Raw genomic sequence first — 25286 nt, 5'->3', positions numbered from 1 at the left:
ACCGCCATCGGGGGCAAGCCCCCTCCCACATTGGATCTTCGCTGCCTTCATTTAGCGGTAAATGCCGTTTTTGCCGTGGGCACTCATGGCCCGATTACTGCGCACGCTGATCATCAGCTTGATATCGATCCAGTCGATACCCTGGGCCTTGAGCTTGGGCAGCTCGCGCTCCAGCACCGCCAGGGTCTGTGGGTAAGGGTGCCCGATCATCACCGCCGAACCCTGCTTATGCGCCAGCTTGATTGCGGTTTGCAGTTGGGTGGTAATTGCTGCCTCGGTGCGTTCGTCATCGAGGAACACATCCCGCGAAACATGCGCCAAGCCGATTTTCTGCGCCTCGGCGGCTGCGACGGTCTGCGCGCTGGTGCGGCTGTCCACGAAGAACTTGTGGCGCCGTTGTAGCTCGGCCATCAACCACGCCATCGCCTGCGGCTGCGCGGTCATGCGGCTGCCCATGTGGTTGTTGATGCCGGCGGTATAGGGCACAGCCTGGAACGCGGCGTCCAGGCGCTTGCCGAGTTCTTCCACCGGTAGCTCGGGGTGCCAGGCGAAGGGGCCGGTGGCCGGGTCCATGGGCATGTGCAGGATCACGATCTTGCCGGCCTTGTGCGCCTCGCGGGCGAATTCGGCGGCATGGGGCGTGTCGGGCATGATCGCGGTGGTCACCGGGCCGGGCAGCGCAAGTACACGGCGATCGCGCGGCAGGTTTTGCCCCAGGTCGTCGATGATGAGAGTCAGGTAGGCTTTGTGGGGGTCGCCGGCAGGGGCCGCGTGAGCGACCCCTGCCAGGCTGCACAGCACAGCGATGATCAGGGCAAAACGCATGATCAACGGCTGCGCGTGATGCTCAGGCCCTTGAGCAGGCTCAGTGCCTGGGCCAGTTGGTAGTCATCGTCCTGCGGCATCGGCTTGGCCTTGGCGCCACTGCCGGTAGGCTGGTCGGCGCCGCCGTTGCCATTGCCCAGGTGACCCTGCAGGTCGGCCTCCTTGTAGTACTCGCCGTCGATCTCGTTGGTGATCTTGGCCCTGCGCACTTCGATGTCCGGCACGATGCCTTGGGCCTGGATCGAGCGGCCGTTCGGTGTGTAATACAGCGCTGTGGTGATTTTCAATGCGCGTTCGTTGTTCAACGGCAACACCGTCTGCACCGAACCTTTGCCAAAACTGGTGGTGCCCATCAGCACGCCGCGCTTGAGGTCTTGCAGCGCGCCGGCGACGATTTCCGACGCTGAGGCACTGCCGCCGTTGATCAGCACCGCCAGTGGCACGTTTTCGCTCAGGTCGTTGCCGGTGGCCGAGAAGCGCAGTTCGGAATTGGCGATACGGCCTTTGGTATAAACGATCAGGCCCTTGGTGACAAAGTGGTCGACCACCTCAACTGCCGACTGCAATACGCCGCCGGGGTTGTTGCGCAGGTCGAGCACGATGCCGTTGAGTTTCTTGCCATTGTCTTTGCGCAGCTTGGCCAGGGCCTTGGCCACTTCGTCGCCGGTCTTGACCTGGAACTGGGTGATACGGATGTAGCCGTAACCCGACTCCAGCAACTGGCTCTTCACGCTCTTGACCGTGATGGTCGCGCGGGCCAGGGTCACGTCAAACGGGTTGCCGCCGTCGCGTACCAGGGTCAGGGTGATTTTCTGGCCGAGCTTGCCGCGCATCTTGTCGACGGCCTCGGTCATGCTCTGGCCACGGGTCGGCTGGCCGTTGATCTTCACGATCAGGTCGCCGGCCTGGATACCGGCCTTGGACGCAGGGGTATCGTCGATGGGCGAGACCACTTTGATCTGGCCGTCTTCGGAGCCCACTTCGATGCCCAGGCCACCGAACTCGCCGCTGGTGCTTTCCTGCAGCTCGGCGAAATCTTCAGGGCCCAGATAGGCGGAGTGCGGGTCGAGGTTGCTGAGCATGCCCTTGATGGCATTTTCCAGCAGGGCCTTGTCGTCTACGGGTTCGACATACGCTGCCTTGATCCGGTCCATGACCTCGGCAAAGGTGCGCAGCTCATCCAGCGGCAACGGCGCCTTGGTGGTCGCGGCCATTGCAGCGGGTGCAGCCTGGTCGGCAAAAGCCAGAGGCGCGCCGATCACCAGGGCGATCGTCAGGGCCAGCGAAGTGAGGCGGGACAAATGCAGCATGTCGAACGAACTCCTAATGTAGATGCGGCCCTATCCTTGGGAACGGCACCATTGTGCGGGATCGCTCGGGCGACCCTGCTGACGAATAGCGAAGTACAGCGCCGGGGTGTCCTGGCCGCCACTGTTACCGACAGTGGAGATGGATTCACCGGCTTTTACAACATCACCTGCCGACTTGAGTAATGTCTGATTGTGGCCGTAAAGGCTCAAATAGCCATTTCCATGGTCGAGAATCACCAGTAAACCGGCGCCCCGCAGCCAATCGGCAAACACCACGCGCCCACCGTGAACGGCATGGACCTGGCTGCCGGCTGAGGCGCTGATCATCACCCCATCCCACTTGGCGCGGGTGTCATCGCCACGGGTTTCCCCAAAGCGTGCCAATAGTCGACCATCAACCGGCCATGGAAGTTTGCCCCGCGCTGAAGCAAAAGGGCCGCCGAACGACTCGCCGCTGCTGGAAACCAGCGGGCCGGGGCTGGCGCGCGCGGGTTTGCGCGGTGCCGGCGCGTCGCTGGTGGCAGCCAGTTCGGCCTCACGCTGACGCTTTTTTTCCGCTTCCTGCTGGGCGATCAGCGCTTTTTGCCGCGCTTCTTCGGCCTCGCGTGCCTGGCGGGCCAGGGTTTCTTCGATGGTCTTGAGCACTTTGGCCAGGTCGGCCTGATCCTGCTCGCGGGCCTGGAGCTTGGCGTCGCGGGCTTTTACATCGCTGTTGAGCTTGGCCAGAGCCTGCTGGCGCTCCTTGCGCACCTTGTCCAACTGGTCGCGCTGAACGTCGAGGGCGCTTTTCTGGTCGAGCAGTTGCGACTGCTGGTCGGCAATTTCCTGCTCGACATTGGCCAATTGGCGCAGGGTTTCATTGAAACCCTTCAATTGCGCCAGGCGCGCCTGGCTCAGGTAATCGTAATAGGTGAGGGTGCGGGCGAATTTTTCCGGGTTCTGCTGGTTGAGCAGCAGCTTGAGGTATTCCTGGCGGCCGCTCTGGTAGGCGGCGCGGGCCTGGATCGCGATCAGGCGTTGCTGTTCAACGCGTGCGCTCTGGAGTTTTTTTTTCTCAGCGTCGAGTCGCTCCAGTTCCGACTCGCTCTTCTTTAGTTCTTTTTGCAGCTCCTGGACCTGCTTCTCAAGCTTGCCCATTTCGGTTTCGGTGCCGCGCAGGTCTTTCTGCACCCCGGATTTTTCTTCCTGGAGCTTGCCGAGCAGCTTTTTCAGCTCGGTAATGTCCTGACGCGTAGCGTCCAACTGTTGTTGGGTTTGTGCGCGCTCATCGGCAAACGCCGGTTGGAGCAGGCAGACAAGAGCAAGGGTTATCAAGGCGCGAAGCATAGAGGCGGGCGACACCAGGGGAAAAGGACGGCCTAGTATGCCCGCCAAGCGCGGCAAAAAAAACGCCCAATTGGGGAGTTACGGCAAGATAGGTGCCGAGTGGCGGTGATATGGCAAAAAGACATCTATCAAACACCACAAAACCAATGTGGGAGCGGGCTTGCCCGCGATTGCGGTGGGTCAGCGACATAGATGTCGACTGATTAGCCGCTATCGCGGGCAAGCCCGCTCCCACACTGTTTTGTGGCGTACTTTGGATCAGACCAGGATCGAGGTCCCAGTCATCTCTTCAGGCTTCTCCAGCCCCATCAGCATCAGCATGGTCGGCGCCACATCCGCCAGCACGCCACCTTCACGCACTTTCAGGTCACGTTTGCCGACATAGATGAACGGCACCGGCTCGGTGGTGTGGGCGGTGTGTGCCTGGCCGGTGGATTCGTCGGACATCTGCTCGCAGTTGCCATGGTCTGCGGTGATCAGCGCTTCGCCTCCGACTTTTTCCAGGGCGTCGACAATGCGGCCAACGCACAGGTCCAGGCATTCAACGGCCTTGACCGCCGCTTCCAGGTTACCGCTATGGCCGACCATGTCGCCGTTGGCGTAGTTGACGACGATCACGTCGTAACGCTGGTTGTCGATGGCATCGACGATCTTGTCGGTCACTTCCGGCGCGCTCATTTCCGGCTGCAGGTCGTAGGTGGCGACTTTTGGTGACGGGATCAGGATGCGCTCTTCGCCCGGGAACGGTTCTTCACGGCCACCGGAGAAGAAGAACGTCACGTGGGCGTACTTCTCGGTCTCGGCGATGCGCAGCTGGGTCTTGCCGTTTTTCGCCAGGTAATCACCCAGCACGTTTTCCAGGCTGCCCGGGGCGAACGCCGACGGGGCCGGGATGTTGGCGGCGTACTGGGTGAGCATGACGAACTCGACTTTCGGCTGGCGTGCGCGCTCGAAGTCCTTGAAACCTTCATCGACGAACACATGGCTTAGCTCGCGGGCACGGTCGGCACGGAAGTTCATGAATACTACGGCGTCGCCGTCTTCGACCTTCACCGGCTCGCCGATGGTGGTGGCCTTGACGAACTCGTCGCTTTCGCCACGGGCGTAGGCCGCTTCCAGGCCTTCCTGGGCCGTGGCGGCATTGAATTCGGCCTGGCCGTCGACGATCAGGTTGTAGGCCTGGGACACGCGGTCCCAGCGGTTGTCGCGGTCCATGGCGAAGTAACGGCCCACCAGGCTGGCGATGCGGCCCTTGCCGAGGGCGGCGAAGGTGGTGTCGAGCAGTTCGATGGATGATTGCGCGCTTTTCGGCGGGGTGTCGCGACCGTCGAGGAAGGCGTGCAGGTAGATCTTGTCGGCGCCGCGCTTGAAGGCCAGTTCGGCCATTGCCACCAGATGGTCCTGATGGCTGTGTACACCGCCATCCGACAGCAGGCCCATGAAGTGCACGGCCTTGCCGGCGGCCACGGCTTTATCCACCGCGGCGCAGATGGTCGGGTTCTCGAAAAACTCGCCATCGCGGATCGCTTTGGTGACGCGGGTGAAGTCCTGGTATACCACTCGTCCGGCGCCGAGGTTCATGTGGCCGACTTCCGAGTTGCCCATCTGGCCGTCCGGCAGGCCCACGTCCATGCCGGAACCGGAGATCAATCCGTTGGGGACGGTAGCGCTCAGGCGGTCCAGCACGGGCTTGTTGGCCGAGTACACGGCGTTGTCGTGGTGGCTTTCACTGTGTCCGAAGCCATCGAGAATTATCAGGACCAAAGGTTTAGGCGTGGTAGTCATAGATCCTCTCGCGGCGGTAATAAAGGAAGACAATGGAAAAGGGAGTGGCAGTTTAAAGCGAAGTTCCGAGCGCGTCACCGCTTTACGGGGGTTGGCCCTCCTTGGCGGCTGTGTATACTTACCGCCATTTTAACGCCCTGGAACCTCCTTGATGGTTGATCACCTGATTGCATTTGCCACTGCCCACTACCTGCTCGTGGGTGCCTTCGTCATCCTGCTGGCGTTGCTGATCGCACATGAACTGAGCCGCGGTGGTCGCAGCCTGAGCACGTCGGAGCTGACCGCGCTGGTCAACAAGGATGAGGCCGTTGTCGTCGATATTCGCCCGGCCAAGGATTATGCCGCCGGCCATATCGTTGGTGCCCTTAACATCCCGCAGGATAAGCTGATTGCACGCCTGGCCGAGCTGGAAAAATACAAGGCCAAGACCATCATTCTGGTCGACGCCCAAGGCCAGCACTCCGGCACCCACGCCCGCGAGATGCTCAAGACCGGCTTCACCGCCGCCAAGCTGTCAGGTGGTATCAGCAGCTGGCGTGGCGATAACCTGCCGTTGGTGAAGTGACATGAATAAGGTTGTCGTGTATTCCAGCGATTGGTGCCCTTACTGCATGCGGGCCAAGGCCCTGCTTGAGAAAAAGGGTGTTGCCTTCGAAGAGATCAAGGTCGATGGCAAGCCCCAGGTGCGTGCCGAAATGGCCCAGAAGGCCGGCCGCACGTCGGTCCCGCAGATCTGGATCGGCGCCAAGCACATCGGTGGTTGCGATGACCTGTTCGCCCTGGAGCGCGCCGGTAAACTTGATGCGCTGCTGTCCGTCTGACTGCTAACCCCTTAAGAACCCCAAGATAAAGAAGGATCTGCGATGACTGATCAACAGAACACCGAAGCAGCGCAAGACCAAGGCCCACAATTTTCGCTTCAGCGTATCTACGTGCGTGACCTGTCGTTCGAAGCGCCGAAAAGCCCGGCGATCTTCCGTCAGGAATGGACCCCAAGCGTTGCCTTGGACTTGAACACCCGTCAGAAAGCCCTGGAAGGCGACTTCCACGAAGTAGTGCTGACCCTGTCGGTCACCGTCAAGAACGGCGAAGAAGTGGCCTTCATCGCTGAAGTGCAACAGGCCGGTATCTTCCTGATCCAGGGCCTGGACGAAGCGTCCATGAGCCACACACTGGGCGCGTTCTGCCCGAACATCCTGTTCCCGTACGCCCGTGAGACCCTGGACAGCCTGGTCACCCGTGGCTCGTTCCCGGCACTGATGCTGGCTCCGGTGAACTTCGATGCCCTGTACGCCCAAGAGCTGCAGCGCATGCAACAGGAAGGCGCGCCGACGGTTCAGTAATCTCGAACCCGACGCAGCACTCAATGTGGGAGGGGGCTTGCTCCCGATAGCGGTGGAACAGTCACTTAGATGTCGACTGACACTCCGCCATCGGGAGCAAGCCCCCTCCCACATTTGTTATGCGGTGTTATTTAAAGCCAAGCTGGCGCCAGCCTTCATAGACGGCGACGGCTACGGTGTTGGACAGGTTCAGGCTGCGGCAGCCTTCACGCATCGGCAAACGCAGGCGATGGCCATCGGGCAGGGCGTCGAGCACCTCGGCCGGCAGGCCACGGCTTTCCGGGCCGAACAGGAAGGCATCGCCCTCGGCAAAGCTGGCGTCGTGAAATGGCCGCGAACCCTTGGTGGTGAATGCAAACAAGCGTGGATGGCCCAGGCTTTCCAGGCAGCTGGCCAGGTCTGCATGGCGCTTGAGGGTGGCGTACTCGTGGTAGTCCAGCCCGGCGCGGCGCAGGCGCTTGTCGTCCATGTCGAAGCCCAACGGCTCGATCAAATGCAGGTGGCAGCCACTGTTGGCGCACAGCCTGATAACGTTGCCGGTATTCGGCGGAATTTCTGGTTGAAAAAGGATGACGTGAAACATGCACGGCTCCGAAGGCAAAGATGCGCTGCATTCTACCCCTGAAGAAGACCCGAGGCCGAAGCTATTGCCGAGGGTTTTGGGCTCGTTGGCGATTGTCGGCTTGATGGTGGGTTTGATGATCGGTCGCCTGACCACGCCAGACCCAGTCCAGTTACTGGAGGTGGTGCCTGCTGTCGACGGTGTAGCGGTGTGGTTCAACCGTGAGCCCAAGCTGCACGGTGAGCATATCGACGGCACCGTGGCGCTGCTGTTTGACGCCCAGGGCAAGGCGGCCAGCGGGCAGCTCAAGGTCAATGACAAGGACGTGAACTGGCGTGTGCGCAAGACCGATGGCGGTTTGCTGCTGAACCTGGTGGCGGCGCGACCGTTGCGTGGGGAGTGGAAAGGCGAGCAGGTCGATGACCGCTGGCGGCTGGAGGTCCATCTCCAGGAGCAATAAAAGAGGGAGTTCCCGGCCTGCCTGTACCAGGGCTCCCAAAACGGGGTGAAGCCTAAGGCTTCGGTGTTAAAGAGGGGATTCTCGGCCTGCCTGTACCAAGGTCCCCGAAACTGGGTTGTACGAGGGTTATTGCAGGGCGCGTGCCAGAGTTTGCAATTTCACCCATAAAATTTTTCCAAAAAGCGCAAAGCCCCGTAATCCGGGGCTTTGGTGGTTTCAGCTTGCGAGAGTTGTCCCGCGATAACGGTCTTCCACGTATCCAGCCCGTGCCCGATGCCGGTTCATGGTGCATTGAAGCGGTGCACAGTCGTGGAATTGCAGAGATCCAAATGTGGGAGGGGGCTTGCTCCCGATAGCAGTAGTTCAGTCACCACATCTGTGTCTGACCCACTGCTATCGGGAGCAAGCCCCCTCCCACATTAGACTTTCAGTGGAATTGGGAGGTGTGATCAGGCCTCATCACCCTCATCATCATCCCCACCATCCACCTTCATCCCCAACTCCTTGATCTTGCGCGTCAGGGTATTGCGCCCCCAACCCAGTAGCACGGCCGCATCGCGACGGCGGCCGGCGGTATGCTTCAACGCGGTCTCGATCATGATCCGCTCGAATGCCGGCACGGCGCTGTCCAGCAGGTTCGACTGGCCGCGCGCCAGTGCCTGGTCGGCCCATTGACGCAGCGCTTGTTCCCAGTTGGTTACCGGTGCCGAATCCTGCGGCAGGCTCAGCAGCTCAGGCGGCAGGTCGCTGATATGCACTTCACGCCCGGAGGCCATTACGGTGATCCAGCGGCACGTGTTCTCCAGCTGGCGCACGTTGCCGGGCCACGGCAGGTTCTTGAGGTATTCCTCGGTCTCGCTTTTGAGCAGCTTGGGCTCCACCGCCAGCTCCAGGGCGGCGCGGCTGAGGAAGTGGCGGGCGAGGGTGGGGATGTCTTCGCGACGGTCCGACATGCGCGGGATATGGATGCGGATCACATTGAGGCGGTGGAACAAGTCCTCACGGAACTTGCCCGCGTGTACCAGGGTTTCGAGGTTCTGGTGGGTGGCCGCAATGATGCGCACATCAACCTTGACCGGTGTGTGCCCGCCGACACGATAGAACTCACCGTCCGCCAACACCCGTAGCAAGCGGGTCTGGGTATCGGCCGGCATGTCGCCGATCTCATCGAGAAACAGCGTGCCGCCGTCGGCCTGTTCAAAGCGCCCGCGCCGCAGGTTGGCCGCGCCGGTGAACGCGCCTTTCTCATGGCCGAACAGCTCGGACTCCATCAGGTCCTTGGGGATCGCCGCCATGTTCAGCGCGATAAACGGCGAAGCCGCCCGTGGGCTGTGACGGTGCAGGGCATGGGCCACCAGCTCTTTACCGGTGCCCGACTCGCCGTTGATCAGCACAGTGATGTTGGAGTGGCTCAAGCGCCCGATGGCGCGAAACACTTCCTGCATCGCCGGCGCTTCACCGATGATTTCCGGGGTGCGGGTCAGGGTTGGCGGGGCTTCTTGGTTCTGTTGTTCCTGGGCGTGCTGGTTGGCGCGCTTGACCAGCGCCACCGCCTCATCCACGTCGAATGGCTTGGGCAGGTATTCAAAGGCGCCGCCCTGGTAGGACGCGACAGCGCTGTCCAGGTCCGAGTGCGCAGTCATGATGATCACCGGCAAGCGCGGGTGCTGCTCGCGGATGCGCGCCAGCAAGTCCAGGCCGCTCGCGCCGGGCATACGAATGTCGGAGATAATCACGTCCGGCTGCTGGCGTGCCAGGCGGCTCATCACCCCGTCGGCGCTGTCGAAGCTTTGGGTGGTCATGCCTTCCTGTTGCAAGGCTTTTTCCAGGACCCAACGGATAGAACGGTCGTCATCGACGATCCAGACAGTTTCACTACGGCTCATGTCGTGGGGGCTCCTTGTTCCAATGGCAGGAAGATCGAGAACGTGGTGTGGCCGGGATGGCTCTCACATTCGATCAGGCCCTGGTGCTGGCTGATGATGTTCTGAGTAATGGCCAGGCCCAGCCCGGTACCGTCCGGGCGGCCACTGACCATGGGGAAGAAGATGGTTTCCTGCAGTTCGGCGGGAATGCCGGGGCCGTTGTCGATGATCTCGACCTTGGTCACCAGGCGATGGCGCACATGGCCGATGGTGAACTGGCGCAGGGCGCGGGTGCGCAAACTGATGCGGCCCAGGCGCAGCTCGTTTTGGCTGCTGATGGCCTGCATGGCGTTGCGCACGATATTGAGCACCGCCTGGATCATCTGCTCGCGGTCGATCAATACATCAGGAATGCTTGGGTCATAGTCGCGTACCAGGGTGATACAGCCCTGGCTTTCGGCCTCGACCAGTTGGCAGACGCGCTCCAGCACCTCATGCACGTTGGTCATCGCCAATGACGGCAACTTGTTGGAGCCGAGCATCCGGTCCACCAGGTTACGCAGGCGGTCGGCTTCTTCGATGATGACGTTGGTGTAGTCCTTGAGATGCTCCTCGGGCAGCTCGCGGGCCAGCAGCTGCGCGGCGCCGCGAATCCCGCCGAGCGGGTTCTTGATCTCGTGAGCCAGGCCGCGCACCAGCATCTTGCTGGTTTCCTGCTTGGACAGCTGCGCCTCTTCCTTGGTGATGCGCAGCAGGCGGTCGCGGGGGTGTACTTCGAGCAATAGCAGCGTGGCGCCATTGCTCAGAATGGGGGTTACGGCGTAATCGACCGTCAGGGTCTGGCCGGTGAGGGCGGTGAGCATCGCTTCGCGCTTGGTGAACGGATGTGCCTGCTCCACGGCCTGGCGCAACGAGCTCAAGGCTTCGGCCGACTCGGTGAACAGCTCGCTGATGAACTGCCCATGGCTGCGCTGGCCGCTGATGGCCAGGAGCATCTCCGCCGCCGGGTTCATGTACTCAAGGCGCAGATCGGCATTGAGCAGGATGGTCGCGGTGGTCAGGTTGTCGAGTAACAAACGGTGCAGTGCATCGCTGATGGTCATCGGGACCTCTTTTGGAGCAAGGCGCAGGCTTGAGGCACACGCTGATACAAGGAAAATGCAAAAACCAAACCAAGGCTCCGAAAAGAAGCGTTAAAGCCCTGAAATAGGGGGTTGTGGCGCGAAACTGTGGCGTTCTGCCAGCTTTGTCGGGAAGATTCGAACCAAAATGGGCTGTGGCTGGAGTAAGGGTGCAACCTATCGCACCAATATAGTGCGGTTTTGTGAAGGTTGTTCAGGAAGCTGCCAGAGATGGCCCTGAATGCATACAGTCCAAATGTGGGAGGGGGCTTGCTCCCACATTTTTACCTTGTTTGCAGTCATTAACCTTTGTAGATGCAGAGTTCGGCGGTGGCGCGGATCATTGCCAGTTGGCGCAGCGGATCATTCAGCGGCTCATGCACGGCGGTGGCCAGCCATTGCGGGCATTGCGGGTCGGTGCGTTGCGGGGTGAAGTCGGCCAACTGTTGCAGCAAGCGTTTTTGCAACTCGTCCAGTTGCGGGCGGATCTGCTTGACCAAATCCGGGCGCGGATCGTCGGGGGCCTTGCCCTGGAACTGCCAGTCGGACAGGTGGGTGTATTGCACCAGTTTGTTCGCTTCGATCTGCGCCGAGAAAAACTGCTCGGCGGCGGCGGGGTCAAGCTTGTAGCTCGGGGCTTGGGCGACGACGCTGGCGATCACTTCCTGCTCGCGGTTTTTGTCTTCGACGGGTTTGTGGCTGTCCCATTTGCTCAAGGCCACCTGATCGGCAATCTCCAGGCGTTCGGCGATGCTGTTGAGCAGTGGCTCCAAGGTAGGTGGGGCGGCGTAAACACCGGCGCTGACGAACAGCAGGGCGAACACGAATTTATGTTTCAACGCAGATCTCCTTGTGGGAGGGGGCTTGCTCCCGATGGCGGTGTGTCAGTAACACACATATTGCCTGACACTCTGCCATCGGGAGCAAGCCCCCTCCCACCTTTTTGATTGGGTTTGCAGATTTGAAGCTGCATAACGCCCAGGCAAAAAAAAGACCTCCCGAAGGAGGTCTTTTTCATCACGCTACCTTAGCAACGCTACCGGATCAGCAGCTGTAGTACAGCTCGTATTCCAGTGGGTGTACGAAGGTGCGCACCTTGATTTCTTCTTCGCTTTTCAGGGCGATGTAAGCGTCGATGAAGTCGTCGCTGAACACGCCGCCTTTGGTCAGGAACGCACGGCCCTTGTCCAGCTCTTCCAGGGCTTCTTTCAGGCTGCCGCACACTTGTGGGATCTCTTTGGCCTCTTCAGGCGGCAGGTCGTACAAGTTCTTGTCGGCGGCGTCGCCAGGGTGGATCTTGTTCTGGATACCGTCCAGGCCGGCCATGACCAGTGCAGCGAAGGCCAGGTATGGGTTGGCAGCCGGGTCCGGGAAGCGAGCTTCGATACGGCGAGCGCGCGGGCTGGACACGTAAGGAATACGGATCGAGGCAGAGCGGTTACGCGCCGAGTAGGCCAGCATTACCGGAGCTTCGAAACCTGGGACCAGACGCTTGTAGGAGTTGGTCGACGGGTTGGTGAAGCCGTTCAGGGCCTTACCGTGCTTGATGATGCCGCCGATGAAGTACAGGGCGGTGTCGGACAGGCCGGCATAACCTTCACCTGCGAAGGTGTTCTTGCCTTCTTTGGCGATGGACAGGTGAACGTGCATGCCCGAACCGTTATCGCCGTACAGAGGCTTGGGCATGAAGGTAGCGGTACGGCCGTAAGCGACGGCAGTGTTGTGTACGCAGTACTTCAGGGTCTGAACTTCGTCAGCCTTGGCCACCAGGGTGTTGAACTTCACACCGATTTCGTTCTGGCCGGCAGTCGCCACTTCGTGGTGATGCACTTCGATGACCAGGCCCATGTCTTCCATGGCGTTGCACATGGAGGTACGGATTTCGTGGTCGTGGTCGAACGGTGGAACCGGGAAGTAGCCGCCTTTGATGCCTGGACGGTGGCCATGGTTGCCGCCTTCCACGTCCTGGTCGGACATCCACGAACCTTGTTCGGAGTAGATCTTGAACATGGAGCCGGAGATGTCGGACTTGAACTTCACTTGGTCGAAGATGAAGAACTCTGGCTCCGGGCCCACGAATACAGTGTCACCAATACCGGTGGACTTCAGGTATTCCTCGGCACGCTTGGCGATCGCACGTGGGTCGCGGTCGTAGCCTTGCATGGTCGACGGCTCGATCACGTCGCAGACCAGGATCAGGGTCGGCTCTTCGGTGAACGGGTCCAGCACGGCAGTGCTGTCGTCCGGCATCAGGATCATGTCGGAAGCTTCAATGCCTTTCCAGCCGGCGATGGAGGAGCCGTCGAACATTTTGCCTTCTTCGAAGAAAGCATCATCCAGCGCGTCGCGAGCCGGCATGGTCACGTGGTGCTGAGTGCCTTTTGTGTCCGTGAAGCGCAGATCAATCCATTTAACGTCATGATCTTTGATGAGTTGAACCGACTTCGACATGGTGTCCTCCGGGTGGCTTCGGGCTTGGGTAGTGGAGTTAGCCCTTAGAATGTGGGTGATGCCGGCGCGGATACTCCGCCAAGGCAACCTGCCTCACAAGAGAGCAAATTACATGCCAGTGCGCCAACATGGTCTTTTTGCCTCAAAATGGCCCCTATAGCGGTGCAATAGGCCAAAGTGTGAGAAATAGCGCACTGCAATGTAGCGTTTATTTGTGTAAATGACCCGTTTTGGTGCGTTGCACGTTCGATGCATATTAACTGGTTAAACCTTGAGCGATTTCCGCTATAATCCGCGCCCCCCTTTTTCAGCAGGCCCGGCGCGCGCTGTTTCCATGAAATTAATCGTTAAAGTCTTCCCCGAGATCACCATCAAAAGCCGACCGGTACGGACGCGTTTCATCCGTCAGTTGGCCAAGAACATCCGTGCCGTGCTCCGTGACCTGGACCCGGCTGTGGTGGTGAACGGTGTGTGGGACAACCTCGAGCTGGAAACCCGCATTACTGACGCCAAAGCCTTGAAGGATATGACCGAGCGCCTGAGCTGCATGCCGGGCATCGCGCATTTCCTGCAGGTGGATGAGTACCCGCTGGGCGACTTCGACGACATCACCGAAAAGTGCAAGCAGCACTACGGCAGTGCACTTGAAGGGAAGATTTTTTCGGTGCGCTGCAAGCGTGCCGGCAAGCACACCTTCAGCTCCATGGATGTAGAGAAATACGTCGGCAGCAAGCTGCGTCGCGAGTGCGGCGCCGCTGGAATTTCCCTTAAAGCGCCGCAAATTGAAGTGCGCATGGAAATTCGCGACCAACGGTTGTTTGTGATCCACAGCCAGCACAACAGCATCGGCGGCTACCCGCTGGGCGCCCTGGAACAGACCCTGGTATTGATGTCCGGCGGTTTCGATTCCACGGTGGCGGCCTACCAGATCATGCGCCGCGGCCTGATGAGCCACTTCTGCTTCTTTAACCTGGGCGGGCGTGCCCATGAATTGGGCGTGATGGAAGTTGCGCACTTTATCTGGAAGAAGTACGGCAGCTCCCAGCGCGTGCTATTTGTAAGCGTGCCGTTCGAGGAAGTGCTGGGCGAAATTCTCGGCAAAGTCGATAACAGTCATATGGGCGTGGTATTGAAGCGTATGATGTTGCGCGCCGCGTCCCGAATCGCCGATCAATTGCAGATCGACGCGCTGGTGACCGGCGAGGCGATTTCCCAGGTGTCCAGCCAGACGCTGCCAAACCTGTCGATCATCGACTGCGTCACCGAGAAGCTGGTGTTGCGCCCGCTGATCGCCAGCCACAAGCAGGACATCATCGACCTGGCAGAGCAAATCGGCACCGCCGACTTTGCCAAGCACATGCCCGAGTACTGTGGGGTCATCTCGGTGAACCCCAAGACCCACGCCAAGCGTCACCGCGTGGAGCATGAAGAGAAAGAATTCGACATGGCGATTCTGGAGCGTGCGCTCGAGAACGCCAAGCTGGTCCCAATCGATCGGGTGATCGACGAGTTGGGCCAGGATGTAAAAATCGAAGAAGTCAGCGAAGCCCTGGCCGGCCAGATCGTCATCGACATCCGTCACCCGGATGCCGCTGAGGATGAGCCGCTGGAAATCGCCGGCATCGACGTGCAAACGCTGCCGTTCTACGCACTGAACGCGCGTTTCAAGGAACTGGATAACAGCCGTCAGTACCTGTTGTATTGCGACAAAGGCGTGATGAGTCGCCTGCATGCCCACCATTTGCTCAGTGAGGGGCATGCCAATGTGCGCGTTTATCGACCGAGCTAAGAGCCCGGGGCTGTTTGCCTGTGGCCTGCGTCACCGGCCCCCCGACTCTGCCGTCAAGCTGTAACGGCAAGGCCTGACTCTACTGTTAATCGCTGCCACGACCTGTCAGCACACCGAATCCTCTGATCGAGATACACAAGTGATCGAAAATCTACGTAACATCGCCATCATTGCTCACGTTGACCATGGTAAAACCACCCTGGTAGACAAACTCCTGCGTCAATCCGGCACCCTGGAGCGCAACGAGCTCAACGACGAGCGCGTGATGGACTCCAACGACCAGGAAAAAGAGCGCGGTATTACCATCCTGGCAAAAAACACCGCCATCAACTGGAACGGCTACCACATCAACATCGTGGACACCCCGGGCCACGCCGACTTCGGCGGCGAAGTAGAACGCGTAATGTCGATGGTTGACTCCGTTCTGCTGCTGGTTGACGCTCAAGACGGCCCTATGCCGCAAACCCGTTTCGTGACCAAGAAGGCTTTCGAAGCCGGCCTGCGTCCGATCGTGTGCATCAACAAGGTTGACCGTCCAGGCGCGCGTCCGGACTGGGTTCTGGACCAGATCTTCGACCTGTTCGACAACCTGGGTGCCACCGAAGAACAGCTGGACTTCCAGGTCATCTACGCCTCGGCCCTGAACGGTATTGCTGGTCTTGACCACACCGACATGGCTGAAGACATGACCCCGCTGTACCAGTCGATCGTCGACAACGTACCCGCGCCGAAAGTTGACCGTGACGGCCCGTTCCAGATGCAAATCTCGGCACTGGACTACAACAGCTTCCTGGGTGTTATCGGCGTTGGCCGTATCGCTCGTGGTAGCGTCAAGCCGAACACCCCGGTTGTCGCTATCGGCGCCGACGGCAAGAAGCGTAACGGTCGTATCCTGAAGCTGATGGGGCACCACGGTCTGCACCGCATCGACGTTGAAGAAGCTTTCGCTGGCGACATCGTATGCGTAAGCGGCATGGACTCGCTGTTCATCTCCGACACCCTGTGCCAGCCGGACAACGTTGAGGCGATGAAGCCTCTGACCGTTGACGAGCCAACCGTTTCCATGACCTTCCAGGTAAACGACTCGCCGTTCTGCGGTAAAGAAGGCAAGTTCGTGACCTCCCGTAACATCAAGGAGCGTCTGGACAAGGAGCTGCTGTACAACGTTGCTCTGCGCGTTGAAGAAGGCGACTCGGCTGACAAGTTCAAGGTCTCCGGCCGTGGTGAGCTGCACCTCTCGGTACTGATCGAAACCATGCGTCGCGAAGGCTTCGAAATGGGTGTTGGTCGTCCGGAAGTGATCATCCGTACTGTTGACGGCGTGAAGCAGGAACCGTTCGAAAACGTCACCATCGACACCCCTGAAGAATCCCAGGGCAAGGTCATGGAAGAGATGGGCCTGCGTAAGGGCGACCTGACCAACATGGTGCCGGATGGCAAAGGCCGTGTACGTCTGGAATACAACATCCCTGCTCGTGGTCTGATCGGTTTCCGTAACCAGTTCCTGACCCTGACCAACGGTGCTGGCATCCTGACCTCGATCTTCGATCGCTACGACACCATGAAGTCCGGCGACATGTCCGGCCGTCAGAACGGTGTTCTGGTATCGGTAGAAACCGGCAAGGCGCTGACCTACTCCCTGGAAACCCTCCAGGCGCGTGGCAAGCTGTTCGTTGAACACGGTCAAGAGATCTACAACGGCCAGATCGTTGGTCTGAACAGCCGTGACAACGACATGGGCGTCAACCCAACCAAAGGCAAGAAGCTCGACAACATGCGTGCTTCGGGCAAAGACGAAACCATCGCTCTGGTCCCACCTGTTCGCTTCACCCTGGAACAGGCCCTGGAATTCATCCAGGACGACGAGCTGTGCGAAGTCACGCCTAAGTCGATCCGCCTGCGTAAGAAGATCCTGGACGAAGGCGAGCGTACCCGCGCTGCCAAGAAAGCCAAGAACTGAGTTAACTCAGGCTGAATGAAAAACGCCCCCGGTCGAAAGGCCGGGGGCGTTTTTTTGTGCCCGCAGTTTGTGTGTCGTCTTTACTGGCTCCATCGCAGGCAAGCCAGCTCCCACAGTTGAATGTGTTCCCAAATCAAAATGTGGGAGGGGGCTTGCCCCCGATGAGGCCCTTCAGAACACTACAAAACCCGAGTCAGAATTTATCGAGAGTCTTGAAGTTGGTCTCGCGTACCACTTCCTTGGGCTTGTAAGCGCAATACCCCGGCCGCGGCCCGATTTTCGGGTGGTTGCGGCAAGTATCCGGGCGCTTGTCATAAATAGTGCAGAAGCGCGTCTTACGATCCAGATACAGGCAGTCGTTGTTGCTCATGCGCTGCAGGGTAAAAATCTCGGATTTGTTGTTGTAGCGCTCGACGATGCCTTCTTTCTGCAAACGCTTGGCGATGTTCTTCGGCGGGTCGCCGCGCTCGAACTCGTCGACGATGCCAATGCGGATCAGGTCCTTGATCTTCACCTCAACCGGCAGGGTGCAACAGCTGGACACGCAGCCGCCGCACATGTGGGCGGAATATTTCTGCCACGTTTCGAGACGGTCGAGTTCCGCGGCGGCGATCAGTTGAGGCTTCATCAGGGTTCCAGGGTGGGGCGGTATACGGGCGCGGGATCATACCGGGATTGGTGGTTTTTTGAACAATATTTTGCAGGTTTCAGCTCAAAGGCTTCGCCGCGGCCTGATCGGGCACGACCCCTGCATCAAATTCAGCCAATGGTGAATGAGTTAAAAAACTGCCGAACCAGCACGTCTACCGTCTGTCAGACCGACTAGGCTCTAGCAACTCCTTCAATCTCGCCCGAGGTCGCACCGATGTCTCAGGAACCGCTTGCACGAGAAGCAGAGGTAGCCGCATTCCGCGATGCTGTCTTGACCAAACTCACCTACGCGGTGGGCAAAGACCCGGATCACGCCTTTGACCATGACTGGTTCGAAGCCATTGCCCTGGCCGCCCGCGACCAGATGGTCGATCACTGGATGGACCACACGCGGCGTATTTATCGCAAAGGCCAGAAGCGCGTTTATTACCTCTCGCTGGAATTTCTCATTGGCCGTCTGTTGTACGACAGCCTGAGCAATCTGGGCGTGTTGGAGATCGCCCGTGAAGCGCTGTCGGAGTTGGGCGTCGATCTGGAGCGCATCCGCCTGCTTGAGCCCGACGCGGCGCTCGGCAATGGTGGCCTGGGCCGTCTGGCGGCGTGCTTTATGGAAAGCATGTCGACCTTGGGGATTGCCGGGCATGGCTATGGCATTCGCTATGAGCACGGCTTGTTCCGCCAGGCCATCGTTGATGGCTGGCAGCAGGAGCAGACCGAACGCTGGCTGGATTTTGGTAACCCTTGGGAGTTCGAACGCGCCGAAGTGATTTACCCGATCGGCTTTGGCGGCAGCGTCGAAACCCTGGCGGACGCCTCCGGCAAGATGATCCAGGTGTGGTCGCCCAACGAAACTGTCAGGGCTGTTGCCTATGACACCCCGGTAGTCGGCTGGCGTGGCGCCAGCGTCAACACCCTGCGCCTTTGGCGTGCACGGGCTGTGGAAGACTTGCACCTGGAGCGCTTCAATGCCGGTGACCACTTGGGCGCCGTCGCCGAGGTGGCCCGTGCCGAAAGCATCTCTCGCGTGCTTTACCCGGCCGACAGCACTGAAGCGGGGCAGGAACTGCGCCTGCGCCAGGAGTACTTCTTCGTTTCGGCGTCCTTGCAGGATCTGCTGCGCCGCCACAAGAACATGCACGGTTCGGTGCTGAGCCTGGGCGAACACGCCGCGATCCAGCTCAACGACACCCATCCGTCCATCGCCGTGGCCGAGCTGATGCGCCAACTGGTCGACCTGCATGACGTGCCGTGGGAAGCCGCGTGGGATGTCACCGTCGAAACCCTGTCGTACACCAACCACACCTTGCTGCCCGAAGCGCTGGAAACCTGGCCCGTAGGTCTGATGGAGCGCATGTTGCCCCGGCACATGCAGATCATCTACCTGATCAACGCCCAACACATCGACTCGCTGCGCGCCAAGGGCATCCACGACTTCGACGTACTGCGCGCCGTCTCGCTGATCGAAGAGGACAACGGCCGCCGCGTGCGCATGGGCAACCTGGCATTCCTCGGCTCCCATAGCGTCAACGGTGTATCGGGCCTGCATACCCAGTTGATGCGCAGCACGGTGTTCTCCGAGCTGCACAAGCTGTATCCCGAGCGCATCAACAACAAAACCAACGGCATCACCTTCCGCCGCTGGTTGTACCAGGCCAACCCCAAGCTGACCGATATGCTGGTGGAAGCCCTGGGGCCGGATATTCTCGACCAGCCTGAGCAGCGCTTGATCGAATTGGAGCCGTTCGCCGAGAAGCAGGCTTTCCGCAAGTCCTTCGCTGAACAGCGCCTGCACAGCAAGCGTGCACTGGCCCAGATCATCCATGAGCGCCTGGGTATCGCGATCAACCCGGCGGCGATGTTCGATGTGCAGGTCAAGCGCATCCACGAATACAAGCGCCAACTGCTCAACCTGCTGCACACCGTGGCGCTGTACCAGGCGATCCGCGCCGAGCCGGGCACCGACTGGGTGCCGCGGGTGAAGATCTTCGCCGGCAAGGCTGCAGCCAGCTACCACCAGGCCAAGCTGATCATCAAGCTGACCAACGACATCGCCCGCACCGTCAACAACGACCCGACCGTGCGCGGTTTGCTCAAAGTGGTGTTCCTGCCCAACTACAACGTCAGCCTGGCGGAGAGCATCATTCCGGCGGCGGATTTGTCGGAGCAGATTTCCACTGCCGGCTTTGAAGCCTCGGGTACCAGCAACATGAAGTTCGGCCTCAACGGCGCGCTGACCATCGGCACCATGGACGGCGCCAACGTGGAGATGCACGAGCGGGTCGGCGCCGAGCACATGTTTATCTTCGGCCTCAGTGCCCAGCAGGTGGAAGCCCGCAAGCACGCCGGTGAGTTCAACGCCGGGCCGGACATCGCCGCGTCCCATCGCTTGAACGACGTGTTGCAAGCGATCCGTGGCGGGGTGTTCTCGCCGGATGATCCGGGGCGCTATGTGGGCCTGATCGATGGGCTGATCGACTACGACCGTTTCCTGGTGTGTGCCGACTTTGATTCCTACTGGGACGCCCAGGCGCGGGTCGAAGCGCATTGGCACGACTCCAAGGAATGGTGGCGCTCGGCGGTGCTCAATACCGCGCGCATGGGCTGGTTCAGCTCGGACCGGACCATCCGCGAGTACGCCACCGAGATCTGGAAAGCCCTCGACTGACCACTGCGGTTAAAAAATGTGGGAGGTGGCAAGCCCCTTCCCACATGGGTTCTGCGATGTTGGAGAGGGTCGTGGCGCCAGGTCGTGAACTCTATTGGCGTTAAATCCTCTGATTAGAGGAAATAACCCTCGACTCGCGTTAAACTGCGCGGGTTTTCAGCCCCCCATTCTCCGGAGCCTTCCATGTCCCGCGTTACCCTGAGTCGCTATTTGATCGAGCAGACCCGCAGCAACAACACGCCTGCCGATCTGCGCTTCCTTATCGAAGTGGTGGCGCGTGCTTGCAAGGAAATCAGCCACGCCGTTTCCAAAGGCGCACTGGGCGGCGTCCTGGGCAGCATGGGCACTGAAAACGTCCAAGGTGAAGTGCAGAAGAAGCTCGACGTACTCTCCAATGAAATCCTGCTCGAAGCCAACGAATGGGGCGGTCACCTGGCCGGCATGGCGTCCGAAGAAATGGACAATGCCTACCAGATCCCTGGCAAGTACCCGAAAGGCGCTTACCTGCTGGTATTCGACCCACTGGACGGTTCGTCCAACATCGACATCAATGCACCGGTCGGCACCATCTTCTCGGTACTGCGTTGCCCGAATGAATACCTGAGCCAGAACGAAGCCCTGAACGAAAAGGCCTTCCTGCAGCCGGGCACCGAGCAGGTCGCTGCCGGTTATGCCATCTACGGTCCACAAACCATGCTGGTGCTGACCCTGGGTGATGGCGTCAAAGGCTTCACCCTGGACCGCGAAATGGGCAGCTTCGTGCTGACCCACGAAGACATTTCGATTCCTGCTTCTACCCAGGAATTCGCCATCAACATGTCTAACCAGCGTCACTGGGAAGAACCGGTGAAACGCTACGTCAACGAGTTGATGGAAGGCGAAGAAGGCCCGTTGAAGAAGAACTTCAATATGCGCTGGGTCGCTGCGATGGTTGCCGATGTGCACCGCATCCTGACCCGTGGTGGTCTGTTCATGTACCCACGCGACAGCCGCGAGCCGTCCAAGCCGGGCAAACTGCGCCTGATGTACGAAGCCAACCCGATGTCGTTCCTGGTTGAGCAGGCAGGCGGTGCGTCCACCGATGGCCACCAGCGCATCCTCGACATCCAGCCTGAAGGTTTGCACCAGCGTGTGGCGGTGTTCCTGGGTTCCAAGGAAGAAGTTGAGCGTGTGACCAGCTACCACAAGAAGTAATACACGGCGATAAGTTATCCACTGTGTTGTGAGGCCGTTCACCCTTGAAGAAGCCCCGAAACGTTTCAGCGTTTTCGGGGCTTTTTTGTTTTCGCTCGTCGGGAACCAGACACCCCTTTTCCCTTCTAAGCTTCTGGCAGATACCCCAGCTGCTTTGTCTCTCCAGGAGCTTTTCCATGTCTTTACGCCGTCTCGCCCTGCTGACTTTTTGCGTGCTGTTAGCCGCTTGCAGCAAGGTCACTCAAGAAAACTACCAGAAACTGTCGGCTGGCATGGCCAAGGCCGAGGTGGAGTCGTTGCTGGGTAAGCCGACCGATTGTTCCGGTGCGCTGGGCATGTCCAGCTGCACCTGGGGCGATAAAAACAGCTTTATCAGCGTGCAGTACGCCGGTGACAAAGTTCTGATGTTTTCCGGGCAAGGCCTGAAGTAAACCGGGGCGCGAGCCTGCGGGAGAAGAAGAATGATGCGTTTTGTTTTGTTCCTTTGCGCCAGCCTGTTTTTGGCGGGCTGCGCCAGCCATTCTGGCGATGATCTGCAACCCAAGACGGCAACCAACGTCAACCTCAAGCGTTACCAGGGCACCTGGTATGAGTTGGCCCGATTGCCGATGTACTTCCAGCGCAACTGCGCGCAGTCCGAGGCGCGTTACACCTTGCTGCCGGATGGCGACATGTCGGTGTTCAACCGCTGCCTGACGCCTGAATGGAAGTGGCAAGAAGCCAAAGGCACGGCCACGCCGCAGGTGCCTGGCAAAACCGACAAGCTCTGGGTGGAATTCAATAACTGGTTTACGTCACTGTTGCCGGGCGTTGCCAAGGGCGATTACTGGGTGCTGTATGTCAGCGATGACTACAAGACCGCCATCGTCGGCAGCCCGAGCCGGCGCTATATGTGGATCCTGTCGCGCACGCCGACGGTGAGTGCCGAGACGCGTGAAGACTTGCTCAGTAGGGCGCGACAGCAGGGGTATGACACTACGCGGTTGATCTGGCGTACTTCAGATAAACAAATGGCCAAGAGTTCGCAGTAATCAAATGTGGGAGGGGGCTTGCTCCCGATGCAGTGTGTCAGCCAGTACATCTGATACTGACACACCGCTATCGGGAGCAAGCCCCCTCCCACATTTGTTAGGTGTTGGCCGTTAGCCCAACAAAGCCTTCAAGACCTGGGTGAATGCCCGGCTGCTGCCTTCTTCGCCGGCATGATGCCCATCCCGCACCACCCACTTGCCATTGACCAGCACGTCGCGCACTTGGCGATCGCCACCTGCAAACAGCCAGCGATTGAGAATCCCATCCTCACTGGCGGTCGCCAGGTACGGGTCGCTACCGTCCAGCACAATCCAATCCGCCCGCTTACCGACTTCCAGCCGCCCGATCGGCTGGCCAAGCGCCTGTGCGCCACCGTCCAGCGCAGCATCGAACAGCGTGCGGCCAACCATTGGCTGATCACTGCGATACAGGCGATTACGCCGTTGATCGCGCAGACGCTGGCCGTATTCCAGCCAACGTAATTCCTCCACCACGCTCAGTGAAACATGGCTGTCGGAGCCGATACCCATGCGTCCGCCCTGGGCAAGGAAATCCACCGCCGGGAAAATCCCATCGCCCAGGTTGGCTTCGGTGGTCAGGCACAAACCGGCAATCGCTCGGCTGTTGGCCATGCGCGTCACTTCGTCAGCATCGGCATGAGTGGCGTGCACCAGGCACCAGCGCTCGTCCACTTCAACGTTGTCATACAGCCATTGCAGCGGGCGCTTGCCGCTCCAGGCCAGGCAATCGTCGACTTCTTTTTGCTGCTCGGCGATATGGATATGCACCGGGCAGGTCTTGTCACTGGCCGCCAGCACTTGCTGGATCTGTTCGGGGGTGACCGCACGCAGGGAGTGGAAACACAGGCCCAGTTGCTGCGCAGGTTGTGCCGCCAGGATCGGCTGCAAACGCGCTTGCAGGTCCAGGTAGTGCTCGGTGCTATTGATAAACCGGCGCTGCCCCTCATTCGGCGCCTGGCCACCGAAACCTGCGTGGGTATAGAGCACCGGCAGCAAGGTCAGGCCGATCCCACTGCTGGCGGCTGCCAGGCTGATCTGGCGTGACAGTTCCGTACGGTCGGCATAAGGCTGGCCGTTGGTATCGTGATGCACATAATGAAACTCGGCCACCGAGGTGTACCCAGCCTTGAGCATTTCGATATACAGCTGGCGGGCGATGACCTGTAACTGCTCGGGGTTGATCTTGCCGACCATGCGGTACATCAGGTCGCGCCAAGTCCAGAAACTGTCATTGGGGTTGCCGGCCACTTCGGCCAGACCTGCCATTGCGCGCTGGAAGGCATGGGAATGCAGGTTTGGCATGCCCGCCAATACTGGGCCTCTGAGCCGTTCGGCAGCGTCTGCACTGGCATTGGGCTCAACATGGGTCAGCAGGCCATCGGCGCTGACTTCAAGACGTACATCGTTGGCCCATCCATTAGGCAGCAGCGCGCGTTCGGCAAAGAAAGCGGACATGATCAAGGCACCCCGGTCGTGTGTTTATTTGTATATACATATACAGACGTTTGCCTGCTCGGTAAACTCCGGCAATCTATGCATCTTTTTCCCCTGCAAGGATTCCTCGTGCCGACTCCGCCTGCCAAGTCTTCGCTGGCTGCCCACATGGACGAAAGTCCGGCGCCCTTGTATGCCCGCGTCAAACAGATGATCAGCCAGCAGATCCTCAACGGCAACTGGCCGCCCCATTACCGCGTGCCGTCGGAAAGCGAACTGGTCAGCCAGCTGGGTTTCAGCCGCATGACCATTAACCGCGCCCTGCGTGAGCTTACCGCCGAAGGTCTGCTGGTGCGCATGCAAGGCGTGGGTACGTTCGTGGCCGAGCCGAAGAGCCAGTCGGCGCTGTTTGAAGTGCACAACATTGCCGATGAAATCGCTTCCCGCGGGCATCGGCACACGTGCCAGGTCATCACCCTGGGCGAAGAGGCCGCGGGTTCCGAACGCGCCGTCGCCCTGGAAATGCGTGAAGGTGGGCGCGTGTTCCACTCGTTGATCGTGCATTACGAGAACGATATTCCCGTGCAAATCGAAGATCGTTTCGTCAACGCCCTGGTTGCGCCGCAATATTTGCAGCAGGACTTCACCCAGCAAACCCCCTATGCCTATCTGAACCAGGTCGCGCCGTTGACCGAGGGTGAGCATGTGGTCGAAGCGATCCTTGCCGACGCAGCCGAGTGCAAGCTGTTGCAGATCGAGCCGAGCGAGCCGTGCCTGTTGATTCGCCGTCGCACCTGGTCGGGTCGCCAGCCGGTAACCGCTGCGCGATTGATCCACCCCGGTTCCCGTCACAGCCTGGAAGGACGTTTCAGCAAATGAGTACAGTGAAGGTCTGGCGCGCCGCCGACTACGTGCGCATGCCGTGGAAAAACGGTGGCGGCAGCACCGAAGAAATCAGCCGCGACGCCGGCACCGGCCTGGATGGATTTGGCTGGCGTGTGTCGATTGCCGATATCGCCGAGTCGGGTGGTTTTTCCACCTTCGCCGGTTACCAGCGCGTGATCACGGTGATCAAGGGCGCGGGCATGGTGTTGACCGTGGACGGCGAGGAGCAGCGCGGCTTGTTACCGTTGCAGCCGTTCGCGTTCCAGGGTGAAAGCCAGGTTTCCTGCCGCTTGATCACTGGGCCGATCCGCGACTTCAACCTGATCTACTCGCCCGAGCGTTACCATGCACGGTTGCAGTGGGTGGATGGTGTGCAGCAGTTTTTCAGCACGGCGCAGACGGTGTTGGTGTTCAGCGTGGCGGATGAGGTGAAGGTGTTGGGCGAGAAGCTCGGCCATCACGATTGCCTGCAAGTGGACGGTAACACTGGCTTGCTGGATATCTCGGTCAGCGGCCGCAGCTGCGTAATCGAATTGACCGCACTCGGTTAAAAACTGTGGGAGCTGGCTTGCCTGCGATAGCGGTGTATCAGCCTAGGATGTGCTGAC

Annotated in this window: 23 protein-coding genes; 12 read left to right on the top strand and 11 right to left on the bottom strand. The window is 59.8% G+C overall.

What is annotated here, in order from left to right:
- Positions 1 to 51: 51 nt before the first annotated feature.
- The 4 genes from TK42_RS08010 to gpmI form a co-directional block, all read right to left on the bottom strand.
- On the bottom strand, positions 52 to 825 hold the full coding sequence (locus tag TK42_RS08010) for a divergent polysaccharide deacetylase family protein (RefSeq protein ID WP_103733955.1): 774 nt from the start codon (positions 823 to 825) through the stop codon (positions 52 to 54).
- A gap of 2 nt (positions 826 to 827) precedes the next feature.
- Entirely contained in the window at positions 828 to 2135 is a 1308-nt protein-coding gene (locus TK42_RS08005; protein WP_005783925.1) for a S41 family peptidase, read from the bottom strand.
- Between the two features lie 30 nt (positions 2136 to 2165).
- A complete protein-coding gene (locus TK42_RS08000) occupies positions 2166 to 3461 on the bottom strand; it encodes a murein hydrolase activator EnvC (protein ID WP_005783927.1) in 1296 nt (431 codons plus the stop codon).
- Between the two features lie 258 nt (positions 3462 to 3719).
- A complete protein-coding gene (gene gpmI / locus TK42_RS07995) occupies positions 3720 to 5246 on the bottom strand; it encodes a 2,3-bisphosphoglycerate-independent phosphoglycerate mutase (RefSeq protein WP_078820066.1) in 1527 nt (508 codons plus the stop codon).
- Positions 5247 to 5397: 151 nt separating this feature from the next.
- Here gpmI and TK42_RS07990 point away from each other — a divergent pair, with 151 nt between their 5' ends.
- Genes TK42_RS07990 through secB form a run of 3 tightly spaced genes read left to right on the top strand, consistent with a single transcriptional unit; the run spans position 5398 to position 6589 of the window.
- Positions 5398 to 5811 (top strand): rhodanese-like domain-containing protein, encoded by a 414-nt coding sequence (locus TK42_RS07990; RefSeq protein ID WP_003187796.1) that lies wholly within the window; start codon positions 5398 to 5400, stop codon positions 5809 to 5811.
- Between the two features lies 1 nt (position 5812).
- Positions 5813 to 6067 (top strand): glutaredoxin 3, encoded by a 255-nt coding sequence (gene grxC, locus TK42_RS07985; protein ID WP_078820067.1) that lies wholly within the window; start codon positions 5813 to 5815, stop codon positions 6065 to 6067.
- A 42-nt stretch (positions 6068 to 6109) separates the two neighbouring features.
- Positions 6110 to 6589, top strand: coding sequence for a protein-export chaperone SecB (gene secB / locus TK42_RS07980; protein ID WP_005783933.1), 480 nt, complete (start codon positions 6110 to 6112; stop codon positions 6587 to 6589).
- 127 nt (positions 6590 to 6716) lie between these two features.
- Here secB and TK42_RS07975 read toward each other — a convergent pair whose 3' ends face one another.
- A complete protein-coding gene (locus tag TK42_RS07975; protein ID WP_003171120.1) occupies positions 6717 to 7172 on the bottom strand; it encodes a tRNA (cytidine(34)-2'-O)-methyltransferase in 456 nt (151 codons plus the stop codon).
- Between TK42_RS07975 and TK42_RS07970 the strand changes: the two genes are divergently transcribed.
- Positions 7171 to 7611: a hypothetical protein gene (locus TK42_RS07970; protein WP_078820069.1), complete on the top strand. Its 441-nt coding sequence runs from the start codon at positions 7171 to 7173 to the stop codon at positions 7609 to 7611. The genes TK42_RS07975 and TK42_RS07970 overlap by 2 nt on opposite strands.
- A 449-nt stretch (positions 7612 to 8060) precedes the next feature.
- Here the strand turns inward: TK42_RS07970 and ntrC are convergent, their stop codons facing one another.
- From ntrC to glnA, 4 genes are all read right to left on the bottom strand, one after another.
- Positions 8061 to 9497: a nitrogen regulation protein NR(I) gene (gene ntrC / locus TK42_RS07960; RefSeq protein ID WP_003187806.1), complete on the bottom strand. Its 1437-nt coding sequence runs from the start codon at positions 9495 to 9497 to the stop codon at positions 8061 to 8063.
- On the bottom strand, positions 9494 to 10579 hold the full coding sequence (glnL, locus tag TK42_RS07955; protein WP_005783937.1) for a nitrogen regulation protein NR(II): 1086 nt from the start codon (positions 10577 to 10579) through the stop codon (positions 9494 to 9496). Before glnL ends, ntrC begins: the two co-directional genes overlap by 4 nt.
- Positions 10580 to 10899: 320 nt before the next feature.
- A complete protein-coding gene (locus TK42_RS07950) occupies positions 10900 to 11436 on the bottom strand; it encodes a chorismate mutase (protein WP_103733954.1) in 537 nt (178 codons plus the stop codon).
- A gap of 205 nt (positions 11437 to 11641) precedes the next feature.
- On the bottom strand, positions 11642 to 13048 hold the full coding sequence (gene glnA / locus TK42_RS07945; RefSeq protein ID WP_005783941.1) for a type I glutamate--ammonia ligase: 1407 nt from the start codon (positions 13046 to 13048) through the stop codon (positions 11642 to 11644).
- Between the two features lie 334 nt (positions 13049 to 13382).
- Here glnA and thiI point away from each other — a divergent pair, with 334 nt between their 5' ends.
- Together thiI and typA are read left to right on the top strand one after the other, a co-directional pair.
- Positions 13383 to 14837: a tRNA uracil 4-sulfurtransferase ThiI gene (thiI, locus tag TK42_RS07935; protein ID WP_005783943.1), complete on the top strand. Its 1455-nt coding sequence runs from the start codon at positions 13383 to 13385 to the stop codon at positions 14835 to 14837.
- A 139-nt stretch (positions 14838 to 14976) separates the two neighbouring features.
- Complete coding sequence (typA, locus tag TK42_RS07930; RefSeq protein WP_005783945.1) at positions 14977 to 16797, top strand: translational GTPase TypA; 1821 nt, start codon at positions 14977 to 14979, stop codon at positions 16795 to 16797.
- 193 nt (positions 16798 to 16990) lie between these two features.
- Here typA and TK42_RS07925 read toward each other — a convergent pair whose 3' ends face one another.
- Positions 16991 to 17425, bottom strand: a complete 435-nt coding sequence (locus tag TK42_RS07925; protein ID WP_003187815.1) for a YkgJ family cysteine cluster protein — start codon at positions 17423 to 17425, stop codon at positions 16991 to 16993.
- A gap of 237 nt (positions 17426 to 17662) precedes the next feature.
- Here TK42_RS07925 and TK42_RS07920 point away from each other — a divergent pair, with 237 nt between their 5' ends.
- The 4 genes from TK42_RS07920 (at position 17663) to TK42_RS07905 (ending at position 22338) form a co-directional block, all read left to right on the top strand.
- Positions 17663 to 20113 (top strand): glycogen/starch/alpha-glucan phosphorylase, encoded by a 2451-nt coding sequence (locus tag TK42_RS07920; RefSeq protein ID WP_078820070.1) that lies wholly within the window; start codon positions 17663 to 17665, stop codon positions 20111 to 20113.
- 183 nt (positions 20114 to 20296) lie between these two features.
- The gene (locus TK42_RS07915) at positions 20297 to 21307 is read left to right on the top strand and encodes a class 1 fructose-bisphosphatase (protein WP_032878350.1); all 1011 of its coding nucleotides are present in this window, start codon (positions 20297 to 20299) and stop codon (positions 21305 to 21307) included.
- Positions 21308 to 21483: 176 nt separating this feature from the next.
- On the top strand, positions 21484 to 21738 hold the full coding sequence (locus TK42_RS07910) for a hypothetical protein (protein WP_005783949.1): 255 nt from the start codon (positions 21484 to 21486) through the stop codon (positions 21736 to 21738).
- Positions 21739 to 21768: 30 nt separating this feature from the next.
- Complete coding sequence (locus TK42_RS07905; RefSeq protein ID WP_032878349.1) at positions 21769 to 22338, top strand: lipocalin family protein; 570 nt, start codon at positions 21769 to 21771, stop codon at positions 22336 to 22338.
- Between the two features lie 111 nt (positions 22339 to 22449).
- On the opposite strand, the gene TK42_RS07900 is transcribed toward TK42_RS07905, so the two are convergent.
- Positions 22450 to 23814, bottom strand: coding sequence for a formimidoylglutamate deiminase (locus tag TK42_RS07900; RefSeq protein ID WP_103733953.1), 1365 nt, complete (start codon positions 23812 to 23814; stop codon positions 22450 to 22452).
- Positions 23815 to 23961: 147 nt separating this feature from the next.
- Here TK42_RS07900 and hutC point away from each other — a divergent pair, with 147 nt between their 5' ends.
- Positions 23962 to 24672, top strand: a complete 711-nt coding sequence (gene hutC / locus TK42_RS07895; protein ID WP_171905445.1) for a histidine utilization repressor — start codon at positions 23962 to 23964, stop codon at positions 24670 to 24672.
- Positions 24669 to 25229 (top strand): HutD family protein, encoded by a 561-nt coding sequence (locus tag TK42_RS07890; RefSeq protein WP_078820072.1) that lies wholly within the window; start codon positions 24669 to 24671, stop codon positions 25227 to 25229. The genes hutC and TK42_RS07890 overlap by 4 nt, the downstream gene beginning before the upstream one ends.
- Positions 25230 to 25286: the final 57 nt, after the last annotated feature.

Source organism: Pseudomonas sp. GZJR-8 (assembly GCF_002916705.1).
GTDB lineage: Bacteria > Pseudomonadota > Gammaproteobacteria > Pseudomonadales > Pseudomonadaceae > Aquipseudomonas > Aquipseudomonas synxantha_A.
Note: the sequence above shows the minus strand (reverse complement) of the source record. Positions and strands in the feature narration are given on the sequence as shown.